Below are 20,118 nucleotides of genomic sequence, written 5' to 3'. Positions count from 1 at the left end.
TTTACATCAACCTCTGTTCATAATTTCGATCTCTTATGGCCTGCCGGGTAAGGGAGAGGGCTTCCTCATATTCAAACATGCCCAGACTGTACTCCAGCTGTCTCAGCTCATCTTGTGTCATCGCATGTGCTAATACGCTCCTTACAGATGCAAAATAATCGACAGCTTCACTATCACTGTCCTTCAGCATATCCTCTAACCGGCCGAGCAGCTTTATTGGCGGTTCATTTTTCTGCTCAGGCATGATCTCTGCTGCATTATAGTGATCAGCACCGCCCAGCTGCCCGAGGATTTCCTCAGTGCTGGCTTGAACCGCCGCTTCCAGCCTGTTCAGAAGCTGCTCCAGCTCTTGCGGCTTAGCAGAGCTGTCTAACATTTTACCCAGGGTGCCGGCCAGCATCTGGACATCCGTAACTCCAATATTACCGGAGACCCCCTTCAGATTATGAGCAAGCCTTAGCGCTGCTGAAGTATCCTCTGCCCTTAGCGCCTTACGCAAGCTTGCTACCGTTTCACGCTGATTCCCGGCATATTTCAACAGCAGGCTGATATACAGTTCCCGGTTGTGTCCGGCGCGGCTGAGCCCCTTTCCGGTTTCAATACCCTTCAGCCGCAGGAATGGCAAGGTTTCTGTAGAGGGTCTGAACTCAGCTGCCGTTCCAACGCCTTCTGCTGATTCCTGGATGATTCCATGCGAAACCCATCTGCCGATCGTAGTGAAAAGAATATCCGGATCAATCGGTTTGGCAACATGGCCGTTCATGCCGGCTGCGAAGCAGCGTTCCCGCTCTTCCTGCATGGTACGTGCTGTCATAGCAATCATAGGCAGCTCGGGAACCATTTCCCGGATTCTTGCCCCCGCCTGAAAGCCGTCCATTTCCGGCATCTGCAGGTCCATCAGCACAATGCTGTAAGGTCTTTCCGCAGACATGGATTCCACCATCCGCACCGCTTCAGCTCCATTAGCAGCAATATCCGGAAGCAGTCCCTGACTTCTTAGCAGCTCAGCAGCGATCTGCCGGTTAATCTCATTGTCTTCCACCAGCAGGACACGGGTGCCGGACAGCCGGTAGTCTTTTTCCTGCACATCGAGTGTCGGTACCGGAACAGGTCTTGCTGGTAAGTCTGTAGCCGGGACGATATCGAACCATGCCGTGAACGTAAATGTACTGCCTCTGCCTTCTTCACTGTCCACCCAAAGACTGCCTCCCATAATGCCCACCAGCTTGCGGCTGATCGCCAGGCCCAGACCCGTTCCCCCAAACTTCCGCGTAGTGGAGCTGTCTGCCTGCGTAAAGGCCTGGAATACCTTGGTTTCCGTCTCTTTGTTCATGCCAATCCCAGTATCACGTACACTGAATTGAAGCTTCACCTTACTGTCGATCCTACTGTATAGCTCCACCCCAATCGAAACTTCACCCGCCTCGGTGAACTTAATCGCATTACTTAGCAGATTGGTCATGATCTGGCCAAGGCGAAGCGGATCGCCGCTAAGCCGTGCGGGCACATCAGGCGGGATTTCACACAACAGCTGCAGCCCCTTCTCGTGAGCGGTCTGGCCCGCTAAATCTAGTACCCCTGAAATCACGTCCGTTAAGACAAACTCCGTATTTTCCAGTTCCAGCTTGCCTGACTCCACCTTTGAGAAATCGAGGATCTCATTAATAATGCCAAGCAGCGAAGTACCGGCATTATGAATTTTGGAGAGATAGTCCAGCTGTTTCGGATTGAGTTCTGTCTTAAGCGCCAGATAAGCCATGCCAATAATGGCATTCATCGGCGTCCGGATCTCATGGCTCATATTCGCCAGAAACTGCGATTTGGCTGCAGTCGCTTCTTCCGCCAGATTCAGGGCATGTTTCAGCTCCGCTTCCTTCCGTCTCGCCTCGGTGATATCTTCGGACACAATGAGCAGATACAGCGGCTGTCCCTCCATATCTAAAATTGGCAGCTTAGTGGTCTGAACATATCTCAGATTGCAGTGTTCGCTGTCATCGGGAATGATATCGATCTCACTCAGGACTTGTCCTGTTGCAATTACCTTTTTGTCCGATTCAATCATCCTCCGGGCAATTTCCTCAGGGAATACCGATCTAAGCTCCAGGTCGCCAAGCTCCTCGGGACTAAGGCCCAGAAAGTCCGCACTGGCCTGATTTCCCATGAATACCTTCAACGTCCGGACATCCTTGACCGTAATCATTACCGGAATATGACTGATAATGGCATTGAGAAAATTCCGGTTATCCAGGATTTCCTTCTCTTTGTGCTTCAGATCGCTAATATCGGTCATAATCCCAAGGTATCCGCCCACTGAATCATCCGACAGACGGTAGGCAGACAGCGTATAAAGAATGTGGTGCGTTTCACCGCTCGCAAAGGTTCTCTGAATCTGGCGGATCGAAGACTGGCCGCTCTCCGTTACCTCAGCCATCATCTCACGAAGATTGTGGTAAGCGTCCATAGGCAAATGGGGAAGATCGCGTATCGGAATGCCGGCCAATTCGCAGCCAGACACTTCAAATGCTTGCTCATAGGCGGTATTACAGCCCAGAAAACACTGCTGGTCATCGATATAAAAAAGCGGATGCGGCAGGGAATCCATCAATTGGGAGGTGAAATAGAGCTGATCCGACAGCTCCTTTTTGATCCGTTCGTACTCGGAGACATCCTTCTTTTTATTTTTGAATGCAGCGAAATATAAGATCAAAATAAGAATGACGAAATTGAGGAACACCTCTACCGAGAAGCCTTTAAGCAGCACAGCCAGTATGTAGATTGCTATAACCATCCCTAAGATGCTTGCTTTGCCTTTATCCATCCGCCGCCAACCACCCTTGAATTCAATAGTTTATCTCCTGCCGAAGTTAATTGTTCTGTAGTGTTCCATTCTAACCTCCTATGCTGAGGTACTACTACTCTTTTTTTCGACATTATTCAGCAAAACGATTAGCCCGTCCAAGTCTCCAAATAGGGAGATCAGACGGGCTGATAGGGGAAACAGTATGAAAATGTAACGAACCGGTTACGATCCGGTGTTTATTTCTTTTATGTAGTAGTCATCATACGGTAAATCGGAGCTTTGCTCTATCCTCTGATAACCCAGACGATGCAGAACGCTGATTCTTGCCGCAGCCTGGGGCACTGCCTTAGTCAATATACTGGAGAATGCAAAATACTCGCCAAACCGCGACTCTATCAGCTCCAGAATCTCGCAAAGCGCTGCTTCCCGTTCATAAACGGATTTAAGATCAAGCCGCAAAATTCCGGCTTCATGCTGTCCGTCTGCGGATTGCACTGCCCTGGTAAAAAACTCCACCGTCCCGATCACCTTGCCAAAAGTCTGCTCAATAATGCTGAACCGTACAAATCCCCGTGCCTGGTATTCTGCGAGCCAGGCTTCAATAGTGGCCTTCATATCATCCAGCAGGTGCATGCTGAAGCCGTAAAGACAGTTGTCGCTGTTAAACAGGGGGATGGACTCCGGGTCCGAATAGCACCCGAGTAAATCTTCAGCATCCTCCTGCTGTACCAATCTTAGCAAAAAGCTACCGGTATCAAATATAGGACAAACGGTGTAAGGGTCCAGTAACTTAATCTCCATCTCAAGCCCTCCTTATAGTGTGGATATCTCCATTATAAACGGGCAATCCGGACAACTGTCTGTCGTCATTACCTTCATACTTCTGTAAAATCATCCGGGCATGGCTTTGCAGCCTCAGCCGCAGCGATTCCGGTTCAAGTACAGTACATTGGCCTCCGAGCAGCAGCAGGGTAGCAAACCAGCCGCTCTCTTCTTCAGGAACCGTAAATTCCATCACCAGTTCAGTGCACCTTTCTTCCAGCAGCCTTGCTTTTGGAAAAGCCTCCTCCAGCTGTACTCTCCGATCTGCCGGACAAGCAAGCTTAACTGTGATATTGGGCCGACGATCCTGATGAGCGGCAAGCAAACGCGCTGCATTCCCGTGATCCTGCGTAAAAGCTTCGCCGGTGTTCTGAATCTCCCTGATCCGCGAGAGCCGGAACAGCCGGTAATCCCTCCGGTCACGGCAATATGCGAACAAATACCACGCGTACCATTTATACGACAAAAGCAAGGGCTCTACACTCCGGCTGGAAACCGTCTGCCGGGCATTCGTATATTGAAACTGAACCGTACATTTTTGGCGTATAGCTTCCTCAATGATCTCAATGTACTGTACGGTCCCGCTTCCCTCTCGCAGCACTTCCAAATCCAGCTGTAACGGCTGTACTGCCTCACTGCCTTCAGGGGATAAGGACAACATCTTTTCTACCGTTTCCTCTGCGCGTCTGCTGTTATATCCGGAGATGAGGCCTCTCAGCGCGGCTACAATGTAATTATAATCCTCCGGCTGGAGCAGCTGCCTGTTCATTTTGAAGCTGTCCAGAATGTAATACCCCCCATTAACGCCCTGGATCGAACCTATGGGGATTCCGGCAAGACCGATCGATTCCATATCACGCTGGATGGTGCGCGGGGAGACTTCGAAGTTCTCCGCAAGCGTACGGGCGCTGACTACCTCCCGGTTAAGCAGATACACCACAATCCCGAGCAGCCGGTTAATTTTCATCTCTTTTCACCATTCTTGATGATTGCCACTCATTCTCAAGCAATCCATACGCATACGTATCATGCCAATTTGGGCGGCCCAGTTCATCCTTTTTGAAATATCCGGTCTGAAGGAAGTGGCCTTCCCGGCGCAGGTTCAGTCTCTCCAGCAGCCGCCAGGACGGGGCATTATCAGGATCACAATGTGCAGTTACACGCCGGACCTGCAAAGAGGTAAAACCGTATTCCAGCAATTTACGGCAGGCTTCCGCCGCATAACCGCAGCCTTGAAATTCGGTATTGAATACATAGCCCAGCTCCCAAGTCCGGAAATGATGCGGCATCTGCTGCTGAAAATATATATTGCCGATCAGCTTCCCTGAATCGTTCAGACAGACTGCCCAAAACGCAGGATCCTCCGAACGCCGCAGCGCCTCTGCCCTGCTCTCTGTTTCGCTATGAACCCCATAGGGCTCGAATTTGACAACTTCCTCGCGGGAGAGATACTCATGCAGATCCTCTCCATCCCCGGGTTGGAAGCGTCTTAAGATCAAACGCTCTGTTTCTAATACTTCCATGCTTTGATCATCCCTAATCTGTTTTTTATGAGGAGATCTTCAACTGTAATTCCCTGTCGATTATACCTCTGATATTGTTAACTACATTGGCGATGCTGAATTTGCCCACTGACTCTTTGACGAATTGCGGATCCGGCAGTTGTTCCGGATGATTGATGATCTGCTGCATGGTCGCGGCGAGGCCTTCAACATCCCCCACAGAGACCAGCCAGCCATTGCTCTCCGGAATGACGATTTCTGCAGGTCCGTGCTGGCAGTCTGTACTTAAACAAGGAATACCTCTGGCCATTGCTTCCAGCAAAACCAGTGGGAAGCCTTCGAAGTTAGAGGTCAGCACCAGTGCCGATGCTCGCGGAATTTCTAACCAGGGATTCTTGCGCCAGCCCATCCACTCCATCCGCTCATTAATGCCATAGGATTCGGCCAGATTATAGACCTCCTCCCGGTCCGGCCCGTCACCGACAATAACTGCTTTCCATTCTCCCTCAAGCTTAGCCAGGGCTTCAATTAAATCGCGCACTCTTTTCTGCCGATTCTCCAGCCTTCCAATGTAGAGAAATGTAGGGACTTCAGGCCTTGCCACCTCCAGCACCTCAACATCAACAGGATTATGGGTTACGAAGATTTTATTGTTCGACCCGCTGCCTACTACATTATGAATCTGCTCAGCGATCCCCTTGCTGATCGAGAGATGAAAATCGGCATATTTCAGCAATTGGACCTTCCAGAGCGTGGACAGTTCATTATGAACCCAGCTTCCCACTGGAGTTTTGCGGTTCATAATCCGCATCATCCATTTGCAGTAACAGACTACATTGGGATCACAGCCAATGATAACATCCGGCTTATACCGCCTGATTTGCCTGAATAGCGGAAGTGTGAAGCTGTACCTTCTCTTAAGGGCATTGTCCGTCCGCTGATCACCAATCTCCACATGATCAATATCCTGCAGCCAATCTTTGTCCAGCGAGCCGCCCATGAGAAACATTTTGACCTCATCCTGATTCCTGCCCAGCTCCTGCATTACAGTTCTGAATACAGCCTCCATACCGCCTAATCCGGAGCGTTTATTGCTGACAATCGCGATTCTCATATCCCAACCTCCTAAAAGTTCTGATAGCACAAATTAAGATACAGAAACATACAAAACGGAGAGCGGAAGGAATAATCCATTTTTTCCCTTTTGAAATATACAAGGATTATACATTATTTTCTATATATTTTCATTTTTAAATTTATTTGCAGCAAATGAAGCTTGCTTCCAGTGTTATTCAATATTATATATAGAGTGAACTTAAAGTTTTTGAGTACAAGTCAGTCGCACCTGCGGTGGATGTTTGGACTTTCGGCCGCTGCTAGTTCAATCTACAATCAACAAAAAAATGCCCCTCCTATTGAAGCGAGGGACAGCTTGAAATCTTTCAAGAATAGTAACATTCCAGCCTTTGACAGCGTCTAACCAAGGAGGTGAGCTCATTCATGAAAAAGTTGATCCTTCTACTCAGCCTTATCCTTCTTGCAGCCTGCTCTTCCACCGGGCAAAATGCTGGGCAGCCTGCTCCTTCAGCCGATAACCAGACCGTCCAAGCCCTAGCCTCCTCCCCGTTCCCGCTGGTGAAATGGAATGACCGGGTGTACGCCATAACGGATACAGCCGTTACAGAAATTGATCAGGAAATCGGAGAGATTACGCTGCAGTCCAGTGAGTGCATCCAGGGTTCCCCTAACAATTTCTCCACCACGTTCAAGGCGGGCAGCAAACTCTATGCTATCCCAGGCATTCCCGTGGAGGAGGCTATCGCCGTAAGGGCAAGTGAGCACGAATATATCAAAGTCATTGTTCCCGCCAGGGAATAATCCAGTCTATTTGCGGATGCCGCTAAGGCTTCCGCCCTGCACGAATAACCGTTCAATATTGCGCTGCACCGCCGGATCAGGGATTAACGGCGGCGCCTGGTGCGGCTTCACGCGGGCGTCGATAATAACATTATCGCAAGACCAATGCTTAAACTGTACCGTGCTGTTTACACCATAAATGTCGTGAGAAGGGTTGCTGCGCGTAAAGGTTGCCCACAGGAAATTGCTCAAATCCTCGCTGATAAAGCCGCTGTCATCACAAAGGATGATCATCGGACAATCCGCAAGCGGCCCTTGCTCTTCAATGGCGGCGCTTAAGCGGCGCATTTCCAGTTCGGCTTCCCCGTAAGCACTGAACGCCGGGCCTTGCAGTGCAACGATGCCCGGCAGCACCAGCTTAGCCTCACTGAAGTTTTCCAGCATCGTCAATGACTGCGGCACCTCTGTGCATAAGCTTCTTTTCTGCTCACCCACTGCTGCAAAAATCACCTTGCTGCCGCTGTTGATCCCCGTTCCCGAATAATCCAGTGTGTCAATCGTAGTATTGGTCTGGAAATGAATATCCCGCCGCAAATCTATCCGCTCCAGAATATAAGTCAGGAAATCAGCAATGTTATGCGTGCTGATCGGCCGGTCTTCTTCCGCAGTGATGAACAGATATTTAGCCAGGCTAAGCTGGCCAGTCCCCAGTACCCGGTTGGCGATAGTCAGAAGCTCCGCCGGCTGCTTCAGCTGCTGGTACGGAGTGTAGCGCTCACTGCCGATTGCGAACAACAGCGGATGCACCCCTGCAGCATCGACGGCATGCACTTCTTTTACGCCCGGCACCTCATTCTTGATGGCATTCCCGGTCAGCTCATGAATCAGCTCCCCGAAGGCTGTATCCTCCTGCGGTGGACGGCCTACGACTGTGAAGGGGAAGATTGCCCCTTTTTTGGCGTAGACCTTATGTACCTTCATCACCGGAAAAGGATGGATCAGGCTGTAGTACCCCAAATGATCGCCAAACGGGCCTTCCGGCTTCGTCTCACCGGGATAAATCTCACCCGTAATGACAAAATCAGCATCCGCGCTGATGCAGAAGCCATCGACGTAGCTGTAGCGGAAGTGGCGTCCGCCCAGCAGGCCGGCGAAGGTCATCTCACTGAGGCCTTCAGGCAGCGGCATGACAGCCGACAGCGTATGAGCCGGAGGACCGCCGATAAAGCAGCTGACCTTAAGCGGCTCGCCCCGCTTCGTAGCATGGGTCTGATGGATTCCTATACCACGGTGAATCTGGTAATGGACCCCGACTTCTTTATTGATCTCATAGTCATTGCCGCTGAGCTGAATCCGGTACATTCCGAGATTCGAATTCATAATACCCGGCTTGTCCGGATCCTCTGAATACACCTGCGGCAGTGTTACAAAAGCTCCGCCATCCCCCTGCCAATGCTTGATCTGCGGCAGATCGGAGATTTGAATTTCCTCGAAGCCGGACGGAAGTCCGCCGGGCATCTTAAGCGGCAGCGCCTTCCGGGCTGCTAGTCCTGTACCGATATATTTAAACGGTGCTTTAAGCGCCTTCACCGGATCATCGCGCAGGGCAATGACGTTCTGGGAAGACTCCCACGTGTCACGGAAAATGAACTTGCTCCGTTCGATCGTCCCGAAAAGATTCGACACCGCCCGGAACCTTGAGCCTTTAACCTTTTCAAATAATAATGCAGGCCCGCCTGCCTCATATACCTTCATATGGATGGCTGCCATCTCCAGATGAGGATCGACCTCCTCCCGGATACGGATCAAATGCCCGTGCTTTTCCAGGTCAGTAATGCACTCTTCCAAATTGCGATATGTCATTGGTCTTACTCCAATCTGCAGAAGAAATGTGAACCTCTTTATTATCAATGAGGCCGGACTTAAGGTCAACGTCTTCTAGCCTTTATCACGCAAGCAAATAAAGGTGCCCTGCGTCGGGTTTGATATGCTCCCCAGAGAGTAGACCTTAACCGTCTTATTAACTTTTTGGATTATGGTGCGTCTGAAATATAGAATTTTAATTTCTAAAATGGCACAAGGAGGATATTAGCACGTGAAAAATCATGTAAAAGCGGGTGTCCTCGGGCTCACTGCGACACTAATGATCGCGGGAAACCCCTTGAATACTGGAACCACTTCAGCAGCTCCTTCAGCTATTGAAATTCGAATGAATAACGTTACTGTGGAAACGGATGTGGCCCCGTATATCACTAATGGAACAACCATGGTTCCGTTGAAAATGGCCCAGCAAATACCCGGCAGCTCGGTACAATGGAATAAGTCGTCTAAGACTGTGACGATTACCTCAGGCGGGGAGACCATCACCTTAGTCGCTGGGCAAAAAACAGCAAAGATCGGAAATAAAGAAGTGAAACTGGAAGCGGCCTCAACCCTAAAACAAGGGCGTGTCATGGTTCCCCTGCGCTTTATCGCAGAATCCACCCGGGCGTATGTCCTGTGGAATCCTAAGCAATGGGTCGTATACGTCGCCAATCCCAGTGAAGAGATAAAACTACAATCGGATTTATTGAGCCTAACGGAGAAGTAACTAGCCTGGGGATAAAAGGGATGAATTTAAATCAGTCTTTTTACATTCCGGAAGAGGAAAAATCCTAAAGCATTTCCCTCTAAATTAATGGCTTATGGACAGCCTCTATAGTATCTTTTCAAAGTCAGGTAGACCTTCTAGTCAATAGATACAATCTGCCAAACACCACTTTTATCTTTTTCGAAATAAAATGTATACCCCATTTCCGAGGGATTACCGTCATTGCTTTGACTTTCTCCCTTAATAAGCACTAATATACGCCCGTCTTCTTCATGCGCTTCACCAACATCTGTGAATTTGACTGGATTGTTTAATAGATAATCGTGTACGGTACCGACATTGGGACCAAGTGTCTTATGAAACGTGACTACTTGCTTATTAACAATTGCATCAACTGACGCTTTGAGCTTGTCTTTCATTGTCTCATCAATAAGTGGATCTTTTATTTTATCCCATTTAATCTTATTGCTGCTGGAGGGAGTAGAGTTGTTATCTGTCCCAGTTATCGAGTCCGTACCCGAAGTGTTAGACCTAGTCGTATTACTAGCTGTTGCCTGTGCAAGGTTATTCGCACGGGTTACCTCTTCCTTTCCACATGCAGCAAGAAATGTTGTCAAGAGTAACAGAGTAGCGAGGGTCAGTGTAAATTTATTCATAAGAGAACACATCCTTTCTGTTATACAGACGAATAAAAAGAAGAAAAGTTTATAACACTCTTATAATTTTTCACATTTTAAAAACCCAAAAAGGGGGTTGCCTCTAAATCCATCCAGCCAGATGTCCCGTTTACCAGTTTGTCAGAACCGACCTTTTCTTTGAAAGGAGTTCGGTACTCAATCGAAGCCCTTTTGCAATGTATATAAAATCCAGCTTATAAGTACCACAATAATGAACGTTTACAGGAAAATTTAAACGGCCTCAGTCCAATTGAATTCAGGACTAAGGCCGCTTAAGGATCTTTTATTATTTGCGCTGTCTACTTGATGGAGTGCAGTCCATCATTTTGATTAACCAACAGAACACACTGTTCGATAAGTGACCTCTATGATTTAATCTTAGCCGGCAGCCATTCGCCGGTAAACTCAATCTCATTATAATTGTAAAAAGAGTGCAGAATCGTCTCACGGTCATCCGTGAACAGCTGATCCGCAACCCCGCCGACCAGCTTCGGAATTGCGTTCCTGATCCCTGATATGGCTGAGGCGGACAAACCGTTGCTGGCCAGTGCCGAATAATTGAAGACGAATAAACCGTGCAGCAGTTTCTTCCCTTCCTCATCCCGGCTCTGGAGCGCGAAGCCGGGACTGAGGTAAGGATGTGCATCCAGCAGCGGATTGGCTATTTCTGCAGGAGCCTGATAGCAATCGCTCCAGCGTGCGATATGACTCTCGACCAGCCTCAGCTCGGGCCGCAGTCCCGGATCACTGAGCAGCCCCGTGCTGACGATCAGGAAGTCAAAAGCGAACTCTCCCTTAGGCGTGGTCACCACCGCCTGATCCTCCACCTCTTCCACCTTCAGCCAGGGGGATCCGAGATGCAGGCTGAATCCCGGCCACGCGGCTGCGCGGGCAAAGGTATCGTTCGTCGGCGGCTGATTGTACTTGAAGAAATGCGAGATTACCCCGTATTTATCAGCATCTCCAAGCGTATGGAACCGTTCGATCATCCCCGAGAGTTCCATCTGGCGAATTGGATTCACATTCGGCAGCTGCTCCCGACGGACGAACACATGGGCTTCTGCCGCACCTTCCGAGAGCACATAGTTGGCATTGTCAAATGCCGAAGCGCCGCCGCCGAGAATGCCAATTCTTTTGCCAGCCAGTGCATTGAAATCAATGGTTTCCGATGTGTGCGAATACAAGTGCTCCGGCAGATTGCCGGCAATCATTTCGGGCACATGCCATTCGCCGCCGCCCTGTATGCCGGTAGCCAGCACGATCTTGCGGGCCAGCAGCTGGCTGGACGGTGCCCCTGCCCCGCCGATATGCAGCCGGTAAATCCCGTCCTCCCCGGGCTCAATCAGCTTCAGTGTCACTTCATTGATGACCGGCAGTCCGAGCACCCGGCGGTACCAGCGCAAATAATTCATCCAGTCCCCGCGCGGAATTTTGTCGATGGCTTCCCAGCCCTGCGGACCGGCTTGCGCTTCCCACCAGGCACGGAAGGTCAGGGAAGGAATCCCCAGATCAATGGACGTCAAATGCTTGGGTGTACGCAGCGTAACCATCCGGGCATACGTTTCCCAAGGTCCTTCTAGGCCTTCACGGTTCTCATCAATAATCACAATATTGGAGATCCGTTCACGCAGCAGGCCAAAGGCCGCACCCAGTCCGCTCTGCCCGCCCCCCACAATAACGACATCATAGACATGCCCTTCCGGATGCTCAAAGGGACGTACCCAATCCGTACCACCGTAGGCGAGATAGGAAAGGTCGGTTTTCACGCGTTCATTTAAAGTTTCCAGGCTCATCATTCCTCAGACCTTTCGCTGGCATCTTTAGGAACCTCCGCATTTACAAGCGATTCCCATGCTCCACACTTACATCATTGGCCATATTATATCCGGTATGGTTCACCTTTTAAATATTTATGTCAGGTTTATTGTCATTATAGCTAAAATCAGCTCAGATGATTGTACATTTTTACTAACATTTCATGTTCTAGGGTCGATATGAATTGACAAACCAAGTTCAAATGGAATGAAACATGCCACAATTACAACTATTAATATTCCTCAAAGCAATCATAAATCCTAGGAATAGTATACTTTTTCTACTTTATACAATGTTTGCTCGATAGTCGGACAGAGATCCGCATCCACTTTGAAAAATTTAACTCGAAAGTATAAACTTTTCAAAAAGTTCTTTATGTTATTTTTTTGCCTAAAGGCAGGAAGAAATTCCGAACTCTTCTCCACATCACCAAAACTTTGAATCCATTGCTCTACATAAGTCTTACTAAGTATTTTTCTATTTAAAACACTTATTACGGGTCTTACCATTCTCTCATCTTCACCATCAGAATAAATTCGATCTGTTATGGTCATCTTTTCGTAAGCCAAATCGAGGATGGTTAAGAGGTCTGTTTCATCCAGTTCGGAACATTGCGCCAAATCATCTAAAGCATCTGCTGCATGGGCTATGGTATGAGCCCAGCCTTTTTCTTCGTCATATCCACGGTAATCCCGCTCTTCTTGTAAACTGTAAAAAACATTTTCTTTTATTTGATGAATTTGCTCTTTTGAGAGAAATGGTGATTCACTATGCCTCATGAAGAGGAGCGGTATGACTAGCATAGAGAAAGATCGGGTGAAGACAGAGTCTGTATTGGTTTCACCAAGCCTATAAAGCAAATGGTTGTTATCCAAAACAACTGGCAGAAGTTGCTCCAGTTCGTTTGCAGTCGGAGAATTACCAGGAATCCAGTGTGATAAGGTTGTATATATCAGCTCATCACGCAGCTCGGTATCCAGAGAACCGATGTTTTTTAACATTTCTTTAATCAACTGGAATGCTTCGGGAGGTGCTTGGTAGCCATTTTCTTTTATTATGATCAACTTTTCTTTTAAGTTCATTTTACACACTCCTGCTAGAAATTTTCCGATCTGACTTGCCTGGCCGGAAATGAAATCCATTTCTACGACACAGGGACTGTCACTTTCCGGTAAGCCGCGAATAGGCCTTCAAAGTGAAGACCCGCTCAATAATTATAATTTCACTGTCATCTGCTGATCAGAGAAAGCCCCCATCCACTTTCTGACTTCCCTAATATACTTCCCCTGCTCCTCATCAGGAATCATATGCCCAGACTCCAGGAACTCAATAATCCGCAATGAACAGATTGACCGTTTGTACTTCTCTAAGTCATCCTCCGAGATATCCGAGGGAATCACTGCCTCGCGATTGCGCCCGACAAATAGGGTTACAGGAATTTGCAGTTGTGATAATTGTGGCGCGAAATCGATCTCCTGCGCTTCATCCGCCAATCCTTCTAGGGCTGTCCGGCGCATGAAATTCAGTATAGGTACGCCAGAATAGTTCAGTTCAGACCAGAATTTCACGGTTTTCTCAGAATGGCTGCTATGTACCGGCGGCTGATCCACCAGAAGAAGTCCTTGCATATGCTGCTGGTTCCGCAGACTCCAGCCAAGTGCATAAGCAGCTCCTCTAGAGAAACCTAACACGCAATAATTGTCCAGACCGCAGTGCTTGACCACCGCTTCAATATCTCCCAAATGACCGGCAAGGTCATAGCCCTGTTCTGGCGTTGAGCTAAGACCTCGTCCCCGGAAACTAAAAGTAACTACATGTCCAGGCAAATTAGACAGCAACGGGATGGCCCGTTCAGCAGGCTCCCAAAGTCCGTTAATCACCAGAAGCGACGGGGCAAACACCGAGGCTTCCCCTTTTTCCAAAACATGCAGAGCAACTTCAGTATTGTGCACAAAATAGCTTTTCACCATTATCCCACCTCGAGCTTAGATGCATTAATAATTCCACATTTTTACTATTCATACTATGAAAAATATCAGCACAAACCAGGGCAGCGCACCCTTTTACAAGAGTGCGCTGCCTTGGTGTTCTCCTTATCCCATAAAGTCCGGCTTAGAATTGGGCGATATAGAATTCGCGGTTTGCAGGAACGGTGCCCTGGAATACTTCTTGGTTATCTTCATTGTTGATTCGCAGAGTATACTGGAATTTTGTCAATACTCTGATGTCATAGAATATCGCTACACCCGTTTCATCGAAAAATGCTGTATACGTCTGGCTGCCTCTGGTCAGTACAGCTGTAAAATCTGTAGTGTCTTTTGGCCGATTATTAAAGTTGACCGCAAGCACTACGAAGTTAAAGAACGACTGTTTTACTCTGCGTTTTTTACGGGCAACCAGTTTGGCCTTTTTAGCCAGCAGGGTCTTTTTGGCCAGTAGGGCTTTTTTAGCCATTTGCGCTTTCTGGGCTTGTACCTTTGCTGCGTTTACCTTCTTTGCCGCCAGTTTAGACACACTTGCTTTTTTGATCATTGCTGCACGTTTTGCGATTAATGCTTTCTTCTCAGCTTCTCTCACTTTGCTTCACCACTTTCTTTTAAGATAGTGTAGTAAATGCATTTTACGGGAGATCTGAACTGATTAATTGCCTATCATTTCATAAAATGTGGTAGTGTCTCAGTTTCATAGATAAGTATCCGCTAGGCTGATCACTGCATAGTATGTGCTATGGAGAGGTGAAGCAACGTCAATGAGTGAACCGATGTGGGTACGGCATTATGCCGCCAAAATCAATAAACCGTTAAAACGAAATATTCAGCATTCGAAGAGTCTGGCTAAGAAACCTGCGGCAGTTCCCGTAATCGTACAGTTCAAACACAAATTAACACCGGCCCGGATGCAGGCATTACAAAAGCATTTAGGTGAACATGCCTTCCCTGTGAAGCACCGGCTCCATCTGCTCAATGCCGTGTCATCGCGTGTTTCATTGAAGTGTCTGGAGCGGATCTGCAGCTGCGGCGAAATAGGCAAAGTCTATCTGGACGATGTTAAGAAAGCCACTTTGAATATCGCTACCCCTTCAATCGGTGCAGCAGCGCTTCAACAAACACGGGGACTCACCGGAAAAGGGATCAACATTGCCATTATCGACACCGGTGTGTTCCCGCATCCCGATCTGACCCGGCCCGTCAACCGGATTATCGCGTTCAAGGATTTGATTAATCACCGGCAACAGCCTTATGACGATAACGGACACGGCACACATATCTCCGGAGACGCCGCCGGAAACGGATGGGTAAGCAAAGGAAAGTATAAAGGGCCTGCCCCGGAAGCAGGGATTGTGGGTGTCAAGGTACTCGATAAAAACGGGGAGGGCTATGACTCCACCATTATTAAGGGGATTGAATGGTGCATCGCCAACAAGCAACGCTTGAAGCTGCGCATCCTGTCCATGTCCTTCGGCGGACCGGTAAGTAATTCAGCTGAGGAAGACCTGCTGGTCCAAGCGGTGGAAAAAGCGGTCAAGGCCGGACTGACCGTAGTCATCTCCGCCGGCAACAGCGGACCAGGATCCCGGACGATTGAATCTCCCGGAGTTAGCCCCTCTGCAATTACAGTAGGTGCAGTGAATGACCAACGGACGATCACCCAGAGTGATGACCGTATTACATTCTACTCCAGCCGCGGACCTGCACCAGGAGGGAAAGTGAAGCCCGATATTGTGGCACCGGGTGAGTCTATCACCTCACTGCTGGCTCCGGGCTCCAGGCTGGCCCGCCAGATGCCGGGTCAACGAAACGGCAAATTGTACTTTGTGCTGTCCGGCACCTCCGTCTCCACCCCGATCGTCGCGGGAGCCGCCGCGCAGCTGCTGCAGCTTCGCCCGTGCCTAACTCCCCGGCAAGTTAAAGTCACACTGAAGAAAAACTCCTTCAGCCTCGGCCTGAAGCCGAATACCGCCGGCAGCGGTGAGGTAAATATGCGGTTCCTGAACTGCCGGAAGAAAAGAAAATAACCAGGTTGCGGCTGCATCACCGCAAGTAAAAGGCACGAGCGTCTGCTCGTGCCTTAAGTTTTTTCTCAATCTTTATTGTAAGTGATCTATGGTATATTCTAGAAATTATAGAATTCAGCAAAATGGAGTGTGTGAAGATGATTATACGCAAAGCAGTGATAGAAGATGCCCCATCCTTAGCCGCAATAATGAAAACAACCTTTAATGCCGAGCAGCAGCGCTGGTCTCCCGAAAGCACTTACCAGGATAATAATCTTCGCCCGCCGGGTTATGATTCTACTGAGATGCATGCATATTTCATTCAGCAAGCTTATTATTATGTAATTGAAATGGATGGACAGGTCATCGGCGGAGCTTGTGTAGACTACCCGGGCAGAAGACATGCGCGAATCGACAGAATTTTTGTTGACCCTGCCTTTCAGGGTTGCGGCATCGGTTCAAAGGCTCTGGATTTCCTGGAACGCGAATTCCCTGCAGTAGCGGTCTGGAAGCTGGAAACGTCCTCGAAACAACTGGACAATCATCATTTTTATGAAAAAGCAGGCTATTCCCGGATCTATGAATCCGAGATGGAGTTTGGTTATGAAAAGCATATTGCTGTTTCCGCTGAGAATGCAGAGCAGGCAGCTCAGTTTAAAGATCAATCCCTCCCAAAGGCGGAGTTTGAGAACTGCCTGATGAGCGATGCGGATTTCTACAATATGAATCTGGAGAAGGCCTGCTTCAACAACAGTAATCTAAGCGGCAGCTTATTTACCGACTGCAATCTGAGCGGCTCCAAATTCACGAATCTGAATCTCACAGACACACTACTGTCAAACCTGAGATTAACCAGCAGCCAAATCTTCGGCTGTGATCTTTCAAATGTGGATATCCGGCACTGTAGCACAGAGGGTCTAAGAATCGAGGGGATTCTGCTGGAGGATTTACTGGCTGCCTACATTAAACTGAACAACAAAAGCATTAAATAATCCTGGTATGCCGCTCCTGTACAGATGCTGCCCAGCGGCTTGCCTCTTTTGCTTACAGATCCAGTACAGGCACCATGCCGTCTACCCAGTTGAGCTGGCTGTCAATCATGAACCGGACAGTCCAATGCTCATCTGAAGTGTACCAGTTATGAAATCCAATGATGCTGTTATACAAAAGCTCTATGGACTCAGGAGTCTTCAGCTCGATTACATCGTTCATGAGCTTCATGAATTTATCAGGCTTCTTCTCTGCTTTCTCCAGCTCTTTGAGCAGCCATTTGTAGGAGGGGAACAGCGTTTCATTATAGGCGAGGATCAGTCTTCCGGCGAACAGGACATAATTCGTGCGGGAATAGTCCATCAGCAGCTGGTTGCTTCTCTTCAAACCTTCGTAAAAGTACCATTTCCACGTTTCTAGCTGGGCATAGAATTTCTGAATGTTCTCCTCTTTATTATCTAGGGGATAGCTGGCTGCAGTATGGATCAGCTCCTCCAGACCGTTAAGCCTGGAATAGGATACAATAGCATCCTTGAACGCAAATCTGGCAGGCTCACTGCCATACTCCGCCACCTTGCGGATGTATTCCACTGACACACATTTGCCATCCACATAACCGCCCTCATAAGGTGTAGACTCTGTTTCAAAAAAACCGATATCTCCCGTCCTCAAAGCCTGCTGATAATCTTCCTCGGAGAGCACAATCATAACATCAAGATCCGAGGTTTCACTGGCATAGCCATGTGCAATCGATCCTCCGATGATGATCCCGAGCACGTCTTGCCTGGCCCCCAGCTTGTCAGTTACAGCACTGATAGCTGTTTGATGATGTTGATACATTCCGCAATCACCTCATTGATATAGTAATATTTATAGATTGAACTTGGATTATTCTATTATTGGGATGGCCATGACTACAGAGAATATTTGGACTTCCGGCCACTGTTGTCTGCAGATTTCTTGATTTGATACCGCTGTTTGCGGTGGAAATCTGCAGACAAAGGTGGATGCTACCGCTCCTACAGTTCCAAAATTCCCCTCCGCCACTTTTCCCTAAATGTTTATTTTCAAGTTCAATCTATAAAGTTAATGTTTTTACTAACTATATAATACAATAATTAACTATACTCAAGAAAATCATAGCACAGCCGGGTTATGCTGAAAACCCAAAAAAATCCCCCGATCCTGCTTAGATGTACAGGACGTGGAGGATTAATGTTTTATATAGTCAACGACAATAAATCCAGCGCCACTTCCCGGGACCACGCTAGCAGCCATTCGTCCCCGCCGTAGCTCCCGACACACTGAAAACCAAGCGGCAAATTATCTATGCTGGCTGCCGGAATACTGAGCGCCGGACAACCGGCGAAGCCCCACACCGCGGTCATCCCCGCCCAGCCCGTGCGGTTCTCTTCCAGCTTCGGAGCTGTTCCCCCTTGAGCCGGAGATACCCAGAGATCGATTCCTTCCTGCTTCATAAGCACCTCCAGATTCCGCCGCAGCTCCAGCTGCATCCCGCGATAGGTTTCGAGTTCGGCATCGGTAACCTGCTTGCCTCTGGCAATCCCTTCCTTGACCGGCTCACCATAATAACCTGCATATCGTTCAAATAAGTCTGCATGCCCGCGTGACATTTCCCCTTCAATTAATCGCAGCATGGCATCTCCGTAGATAAGCTCATCTTGCCAAGGCATCTCCACATGCTTCACCTGATAGCCAAGCTTCTCAAGAGATTCGATTTGTGCATGAAAGGCAGCTTTGACCTCATCGCCCATCAGCTGCATGTATACGCCCTTCGGGATACCGAGTACAGGCTTGCGGGTCGCTTTGCGGGGAACAAAGTCCGGGATGAGCAGTTCAGCAGCAATTTCCATACTGCGAAGGTCCTGCGTAAAGAATCCGATCGCGTCAAAAGAAGGCGACAGCTGAATTACGCCATCCATTGGAATTCTTCCATAACTTGTTTTAAAGCCTACTACTCCGCAAAAGGAAGCTGGTGCCAGTACAGACCGCAAGGTTTGGGTACCTACCGCCAGCGGGCATAATCCTGCAGCAACCGCTGCCGCAGAGCCTGCGCTGGACCCGCCGGGCGTGTGCGCAGTGTTACGGGGATTGAGCGTGGCGATCGGCCCTTGATAAGCAAACTCCTCAGTTACCGTCTTCCCGGCAATAACCGCTCCCAGTAGACGGAGTCTCTTAACTAGCGGTCCTTCCGTGCCGGTCAGTGCCTCAGACGGTAAATGAGACCCGGCATGAGTAGGTAAGCCCTCTACATGAATCAAATCCTTGATTCCGACCGGAATTCCCCATAAGGCTGGTTTGGCTTGTGCCGCTGCGAACGAAGCCAGTAGCCGCTCCTTTTCCCGGTTCAGGCGCAGCTCCAGCTGTTCTTCGGGAACAAAAGCATGAATCTGCGGTTCCAGCTCTGCAAATCTTTTTAAATAAAGTGTAATTGCCTCAGCAATAGAAGTCTCAAGTTCTGCTTCATTACTAAGCGCATCTGCCAAAGAAACACGGGCAAGCTGCATGTCATCATCTCCAAGAGTGAATTAGAACATTCCTTTGACATACGTCACCCATCTATAAAAGTTACATAAATTTCCTCAAAGTCGCGCTTTTCAGCGATCAGTCTCATCGTCTTTGCCATACACGCTAAGCTTCTCATTCAGCAATTTGGCTTCTTTACGTCCATCAACATATTGCATGGTGTACACCGCCAGTTTGACAATGAGGATAATGATGACAAAAGGAATCAGAATCCCCTTCTCGATCAATTGACCGGTGCTGAATAACCACAGCCAGGCAATGATGAATACATCCGCCAGCAGGAAAAACACATAGTAGCTGATCAGCTGTGCTTTTTTGCTCAGTTCAGGCGTATCGATCAGCGCATATTTAAAAGAAATAAACGCCGCTGCGCCTAAAGAGATCTGCCAGAGCAAGGAGGGATTGATTGTCTTCGTCAAAGACATTGCCAGTATGATTTCCGTTAAGATAAACAAGCAGCCGCAGGCCACAAAAAAGTCCTTTATGATACGTGAGGCATAGGTGCTGGTTTTCATAGAAATACC

The 20,118-nt window shown here is 48.6% G+C and carries 18 protein-coding genes; 4 read left to right on the top strand and 14 right to left on the bottom strand.

Annotated elements, in window-relative coordinates:
• Position 1 precedes the first annotated feature (1 nt).
• The 5 genes from QU597_RS10210 to QU597_RS10190 form a co-directional block, all read right to left on the bottom strand.
• Positions 2-2,818 (bottom strand): ATP-binding protein, encoded by a 2,817-nt coding sequence (locus QU597_RS10210; RefSeq protein WP_310832536.1) that lies wholly within the window; start codon positions 2,816-2,818, stop codon positions 2-4.
• 204 nt (positions 2,819-3,022) lie between these two features.
• Entirely contained in the window at positions 3,023-3,601 is a 579-nt protein-coding gene (locus QU597_RS10205) for a GNAT family N-acetyltransferase (protein ID WP_310832535.1), read from the bottom strand.
• A 1-nt stretch (position 3,602) separates the two neighbouring features.
• Complete coding sequence (locus tag QU597_RS10200) at positions 3,603-4,589, bottom strand: helix-turn-helix transcriptional regulator (protein WP_310832534.1); 987 nt, start codon at positions 4,587-4,589, stop codon at positions 3,603-3,605.
• On the bottom strand, positions 4,579-5,145 hold the full coding sequence (locus QU597_RS10195) for a GNAT family N-acetyltransferase (protein WP_310832533.1): 567 nt from the start codon (positions 5,143-5,145) through the stop codon (positions 4,579-4,581). The genes QU597_RS10200 and QU597_RS10195 overlap by 11 nt, the downstream gene beginning before the upstream one ends.
• 25 nt (positions 5,146-5,170) lie before the next feature.
• Positions 5,171-6,238, bottom strand: a complete 1,068-nt coding sequence (locus tag QU597_RS10190; RefSeq protein ID WP_310832532.1) for a glycosyltransferase — start codon at positions 6,236-6,238, stop codon at positions 5,171-5,173.
• Between the two features lie 386 nt (positions 6,239-6,624).
• Here QU597_RS10190 and QU597_RS10185 point away from each other — a divergent pair, with 386 nt between their 5' ends.
• The gene (locus tag QU597_RS10185) at positions 6,625-7,002 is read left to right on the top strand and encodes a hypothetical protein (protein ID WP_310832531.1); all 378 of its coding nucleotides are present in this window, start codon (positions 6,625-6,627) and stop codon (positions 7,000-7,002) included.
• 6 nt (positions 7,003-7,008) lie between these two features.
• Here the strand turns inward: QU597_RS10185 and QU597_RS10180 are convergent, their stop codons facing one another.
• Entirely contained in the window at positions 7,009-8,844 is a 1,836-nt protein-coding gene (locus QU597_RS10180; protein WP_310832530.1) for a UbiD family decarboxylase, read from the bottom strand.
• Positions 8,845-9,076: 232 nt separating this feature from the next.
• Between QU597_RS10180 and QU597_RS10175 the strand changes: the two genes are divergently transcribed.
• Positions 9,077-9,571 carry a copper amine oxidase N-terminal domain-containing protein gene (locus QU597_RS10175; protein WP_310832529.1) on the top strand — a complete coding sequence of 165 codons (495 nt, stop codon included), beginning with the start codon at positions 9,077-9,079 and terminating at the stop codon, positions 9,569-9,571.
• A gap of 137 nt (positions 9,572-9,708) precedes the next feature.
• Here QU597_RS10175 and QU597_RS10170 read toward each other — a convergent pair whose 3' ends face one another.
• The 5 genes from QU597_RS10170 to QU597_RS10150 all read right to left on the bottom strand — a co-directional run bounded on the left by QU597_RS10170 (position 9,709) and on the right by QU597_RS10150 (position 14,640).
• Positions 9,709-10,227, bottom strand: coding sequence for a hypothetical protein (locus tag QU597_RS10170; protein ID WP_310832528.1), 519 nt, complete (start codon positions 10,225-10,227; stop codon positions 9,709-9,711).
• A gap of 386 nt (positions 10,228-10,613) precedes the next feature.
• Positions 10,614-12,041, bottom strand: coding sequence for an NAD(P)-binding domain-containing protein (locus QU597_RS10165; RefSeq protein WP_310833271.1), 1,428 nt, complete (start codon positions 12,039-12,041; stop codon positions 10,614-10,616).
• Between the two features lie 282 nt (positions 12,042-12,323).
• A complete protein-coding gene (locus tag QU597_RS10160) occupies positions 12,324-13,145 on the bottom strand; it encodes a DUF2785 domain-containing protein (RefSeq protein ID WP_310832527.1) in 822 nt (273 codons plus the stop codon).
• Positions 13,146-13,277: 132 nt separating this feature from the next.
• Entirely contained in the window at positions 13,278-14,033 is a 756-nt protein-coding gene (locus tag QU597_RS10155) for an alpha/beta fold hydrolase (RefSeq protein WP_310832526.1), read from the bottom strand.
• Positions 14,034-14,175: 142 nt separating this feature from the next.
• Positions 14,176-14,640, bottom strand: a complete 465-nt coding sequence (locus QU597_RS10150; protein ID WP_310832525.1) for a hypothetical protein — start codon at positions 14,638-14,640, stop codon at positions 14,176-14,178.
• A gap of 172 nt (positions 14,641-14,812) precedes the next feature.
• Between QU597_RS10150 and QU597_RS10145 the strand changes: the two genes are divergently transcribed.
• Positions 14,813-16,078: a S8 family peptidase gene (locus tag QU597_RS10145; protein WP_310832524.1), complete on the top strand. Its 1,266-nt coding sequence runs from the start codon at positions 14,813-14,815 to the stop codon at positions 16,076-16,078.
• Between the two features lie 137 nt (positions 16,079-16,215).
• The gene (locus tag QU597_RS10140) at positions 16,216-17,049 is read left to right on the top strand and encodes a GNAT family N-acetyltransferase (protein WP_310832523.1); all 834 of its coding nucleotides are present in this window, start codon (positions 16,216-16,218) and stop codon (positions 17,047-17,049) included.
• A gap of 52 nt (positions 17,050-17,101) precedes the next feature.
• Here the strand turns inward: QU597_RS10140 and QU597_RS10135 are convergent, their stop codons facing one another.
• From QU597_RS10135 to QU597_RS10125, 3 genes are all read right to left on the bottom strand, one after another.
• On the bottom strand, positions 17,102-17,887 hold the full coding sequence (locus QU597_RS10135) for a nucleotidyltransferase domain-containing protein (RefSeq protein WP_310832522.1): 786 nt from the start codon (positions 17,885-17,887) through the stop codon (positions 17,102-17,104).
• 380 nt (positions 17,888-18,267) lie between these two features.
• On the bottom strand, positions 18,268-19,575 hold the full coding sequence (locus QU597_RS10130; RefSeq protein ID WP_310832521.1) for an amidase: 1,308 nt from the start codon (positions 19,573-19,575) through the stop codon (positions 18,268-18,270).
• A gap of 90 nt (positions 19,576-19,665) precedes the next feature.
• The gene (locus QU597_RS10125) at positions 19,666-20,109 is read right to left on the bottom strand and encodes a hypothetical protein (protein WP_310832520.1); all 444 of its coding nucleotides are present in this window, start codon (positions 20,107-20,109) and stop codon (positions 19,666-19,668) included.
• Positions 20,110-20,118 lie beyond the last annotated feature (9 nt).

Origin of the sequence: Paenibacillus pedocola (assembly GCF_031599675.1) — a bacterium.
Lineage (GTDB): Bacteria > Bacillota > Bacilli > Paenibacillales > Paenibacillaceae > Paenibacillus_AQ > Paenibacillus_AQ pedocola.
Note: the sequence above shows the minus strand (reverse complement) of the source record. Positions and strands in the feature narration are given on the sequence as shown.

Coding starts and splice junctions, on each gene's coding strand:
- QU597_RS10170 (WP_310832528.1), bottom strand. CDS start 10,227: ATGAATAAATTTACACTGACCCTCGCTACTCTGTTACTCTTGACAACA.
- QU597_RS10190 (WP_310832532.1), bottom strand. CDS start 6,238: ATGAGAATCGCGATTGTCAGCAATAAACGCTCCGGATTAGGCGGTATG.
- QU597_RS10165 (WP_310833271.1), bottom strand. CDS start 12,041: ATGAGCCTGGAAACTTTAAATGAACGCGTGAAAACCGACCTTTCCTAT.
- QU597_RS10180 (WP_310832530.1), bottom strand. CDS start 8,844: ATGACATATCGCAATTTGGAAGAGTGCATTACTGACCTGGAAAAGCAC.
- QU597_RS10205 (WP_310832535.1), bottom strand. CDS start 3,601: ATGGAGATTAAGTTACTGGACCCTTACACCGTTTGTCCTATATTTGAT.
- QU597_RS10145 (WP_310832524.1), top strand. CDS start 14,813: ATGAGTGAACCGATGTGGGTACGGCATTATGCCGCCAAAATCAATAAA.
- QU597_RS10195 (WP_310832533.1), bottom strand. CDS start 5,145: ATGGAAGTATTAGAAACAGAGCGTTTGATCTTAAGACGCTTCCAACCC.
- QU597_RS10130 (WP_310832521.1), bottom strand. CDS start 19,575: ATGCAGCTTGCCCGTGTTTCTTTGGCAGATGCGCTTAGTAATGAAGCA.
- QU597_RS10160 (WP_310832527.1), bottom strand. CDS start 13,145: ATGAACTTAAAAGAAAAGTTGATCATAATAAAAGAAAATGGCTACCAA.
- QU597_RS10125 (WP_310832520.1), bottom strand. CDS start 20,109: ATGAAAACCAGCACCTATGCCTCACGTATCATAAAGGACTTTTTTGTG.
- QU597_RS10140 (WP_310832523.1), top strand. CDS start 16,216: ATGATTATACGCAAAGCAGTGATAGAAGATGCCCCATCCTTAGCCGCA.
- QU597_RS10135 (WP_310832522.1), bottom strand. CDS start 17,887: ATGTATCAACATCATCAAACAGCTATCAGTGCTGTAACTGACAAGCTG.
- QU597_RS10155 (WP_310832526.1), bottom strand. CDS start 14,033: ATGGTGAAAAGCTATTTTGTGCACAATACTGAAGTTGCTCTGCATGTT.
- QU597_RS10185 (WP_310832531.1), top strand. CDS start 6,625: ATGAAAAAGTTGATCCTTCTACTCAGCCTTATCCTTCTTGCAGCCTGC.
- QU597_RS10200 (WP_310832534.1), bottom strand. CDS start 4,589: ATGAAAATTAACCGGCTGCTCGGGATTGTGGTGTATCTGCTTAACCGG.
- QU597_RS10210 (WP_310832536.1), bottom strand. CDS start 2,818: ATGGATAAAGGCAAAGCAAGCATCTTAGGGATGGTTATAGCAATCTAC.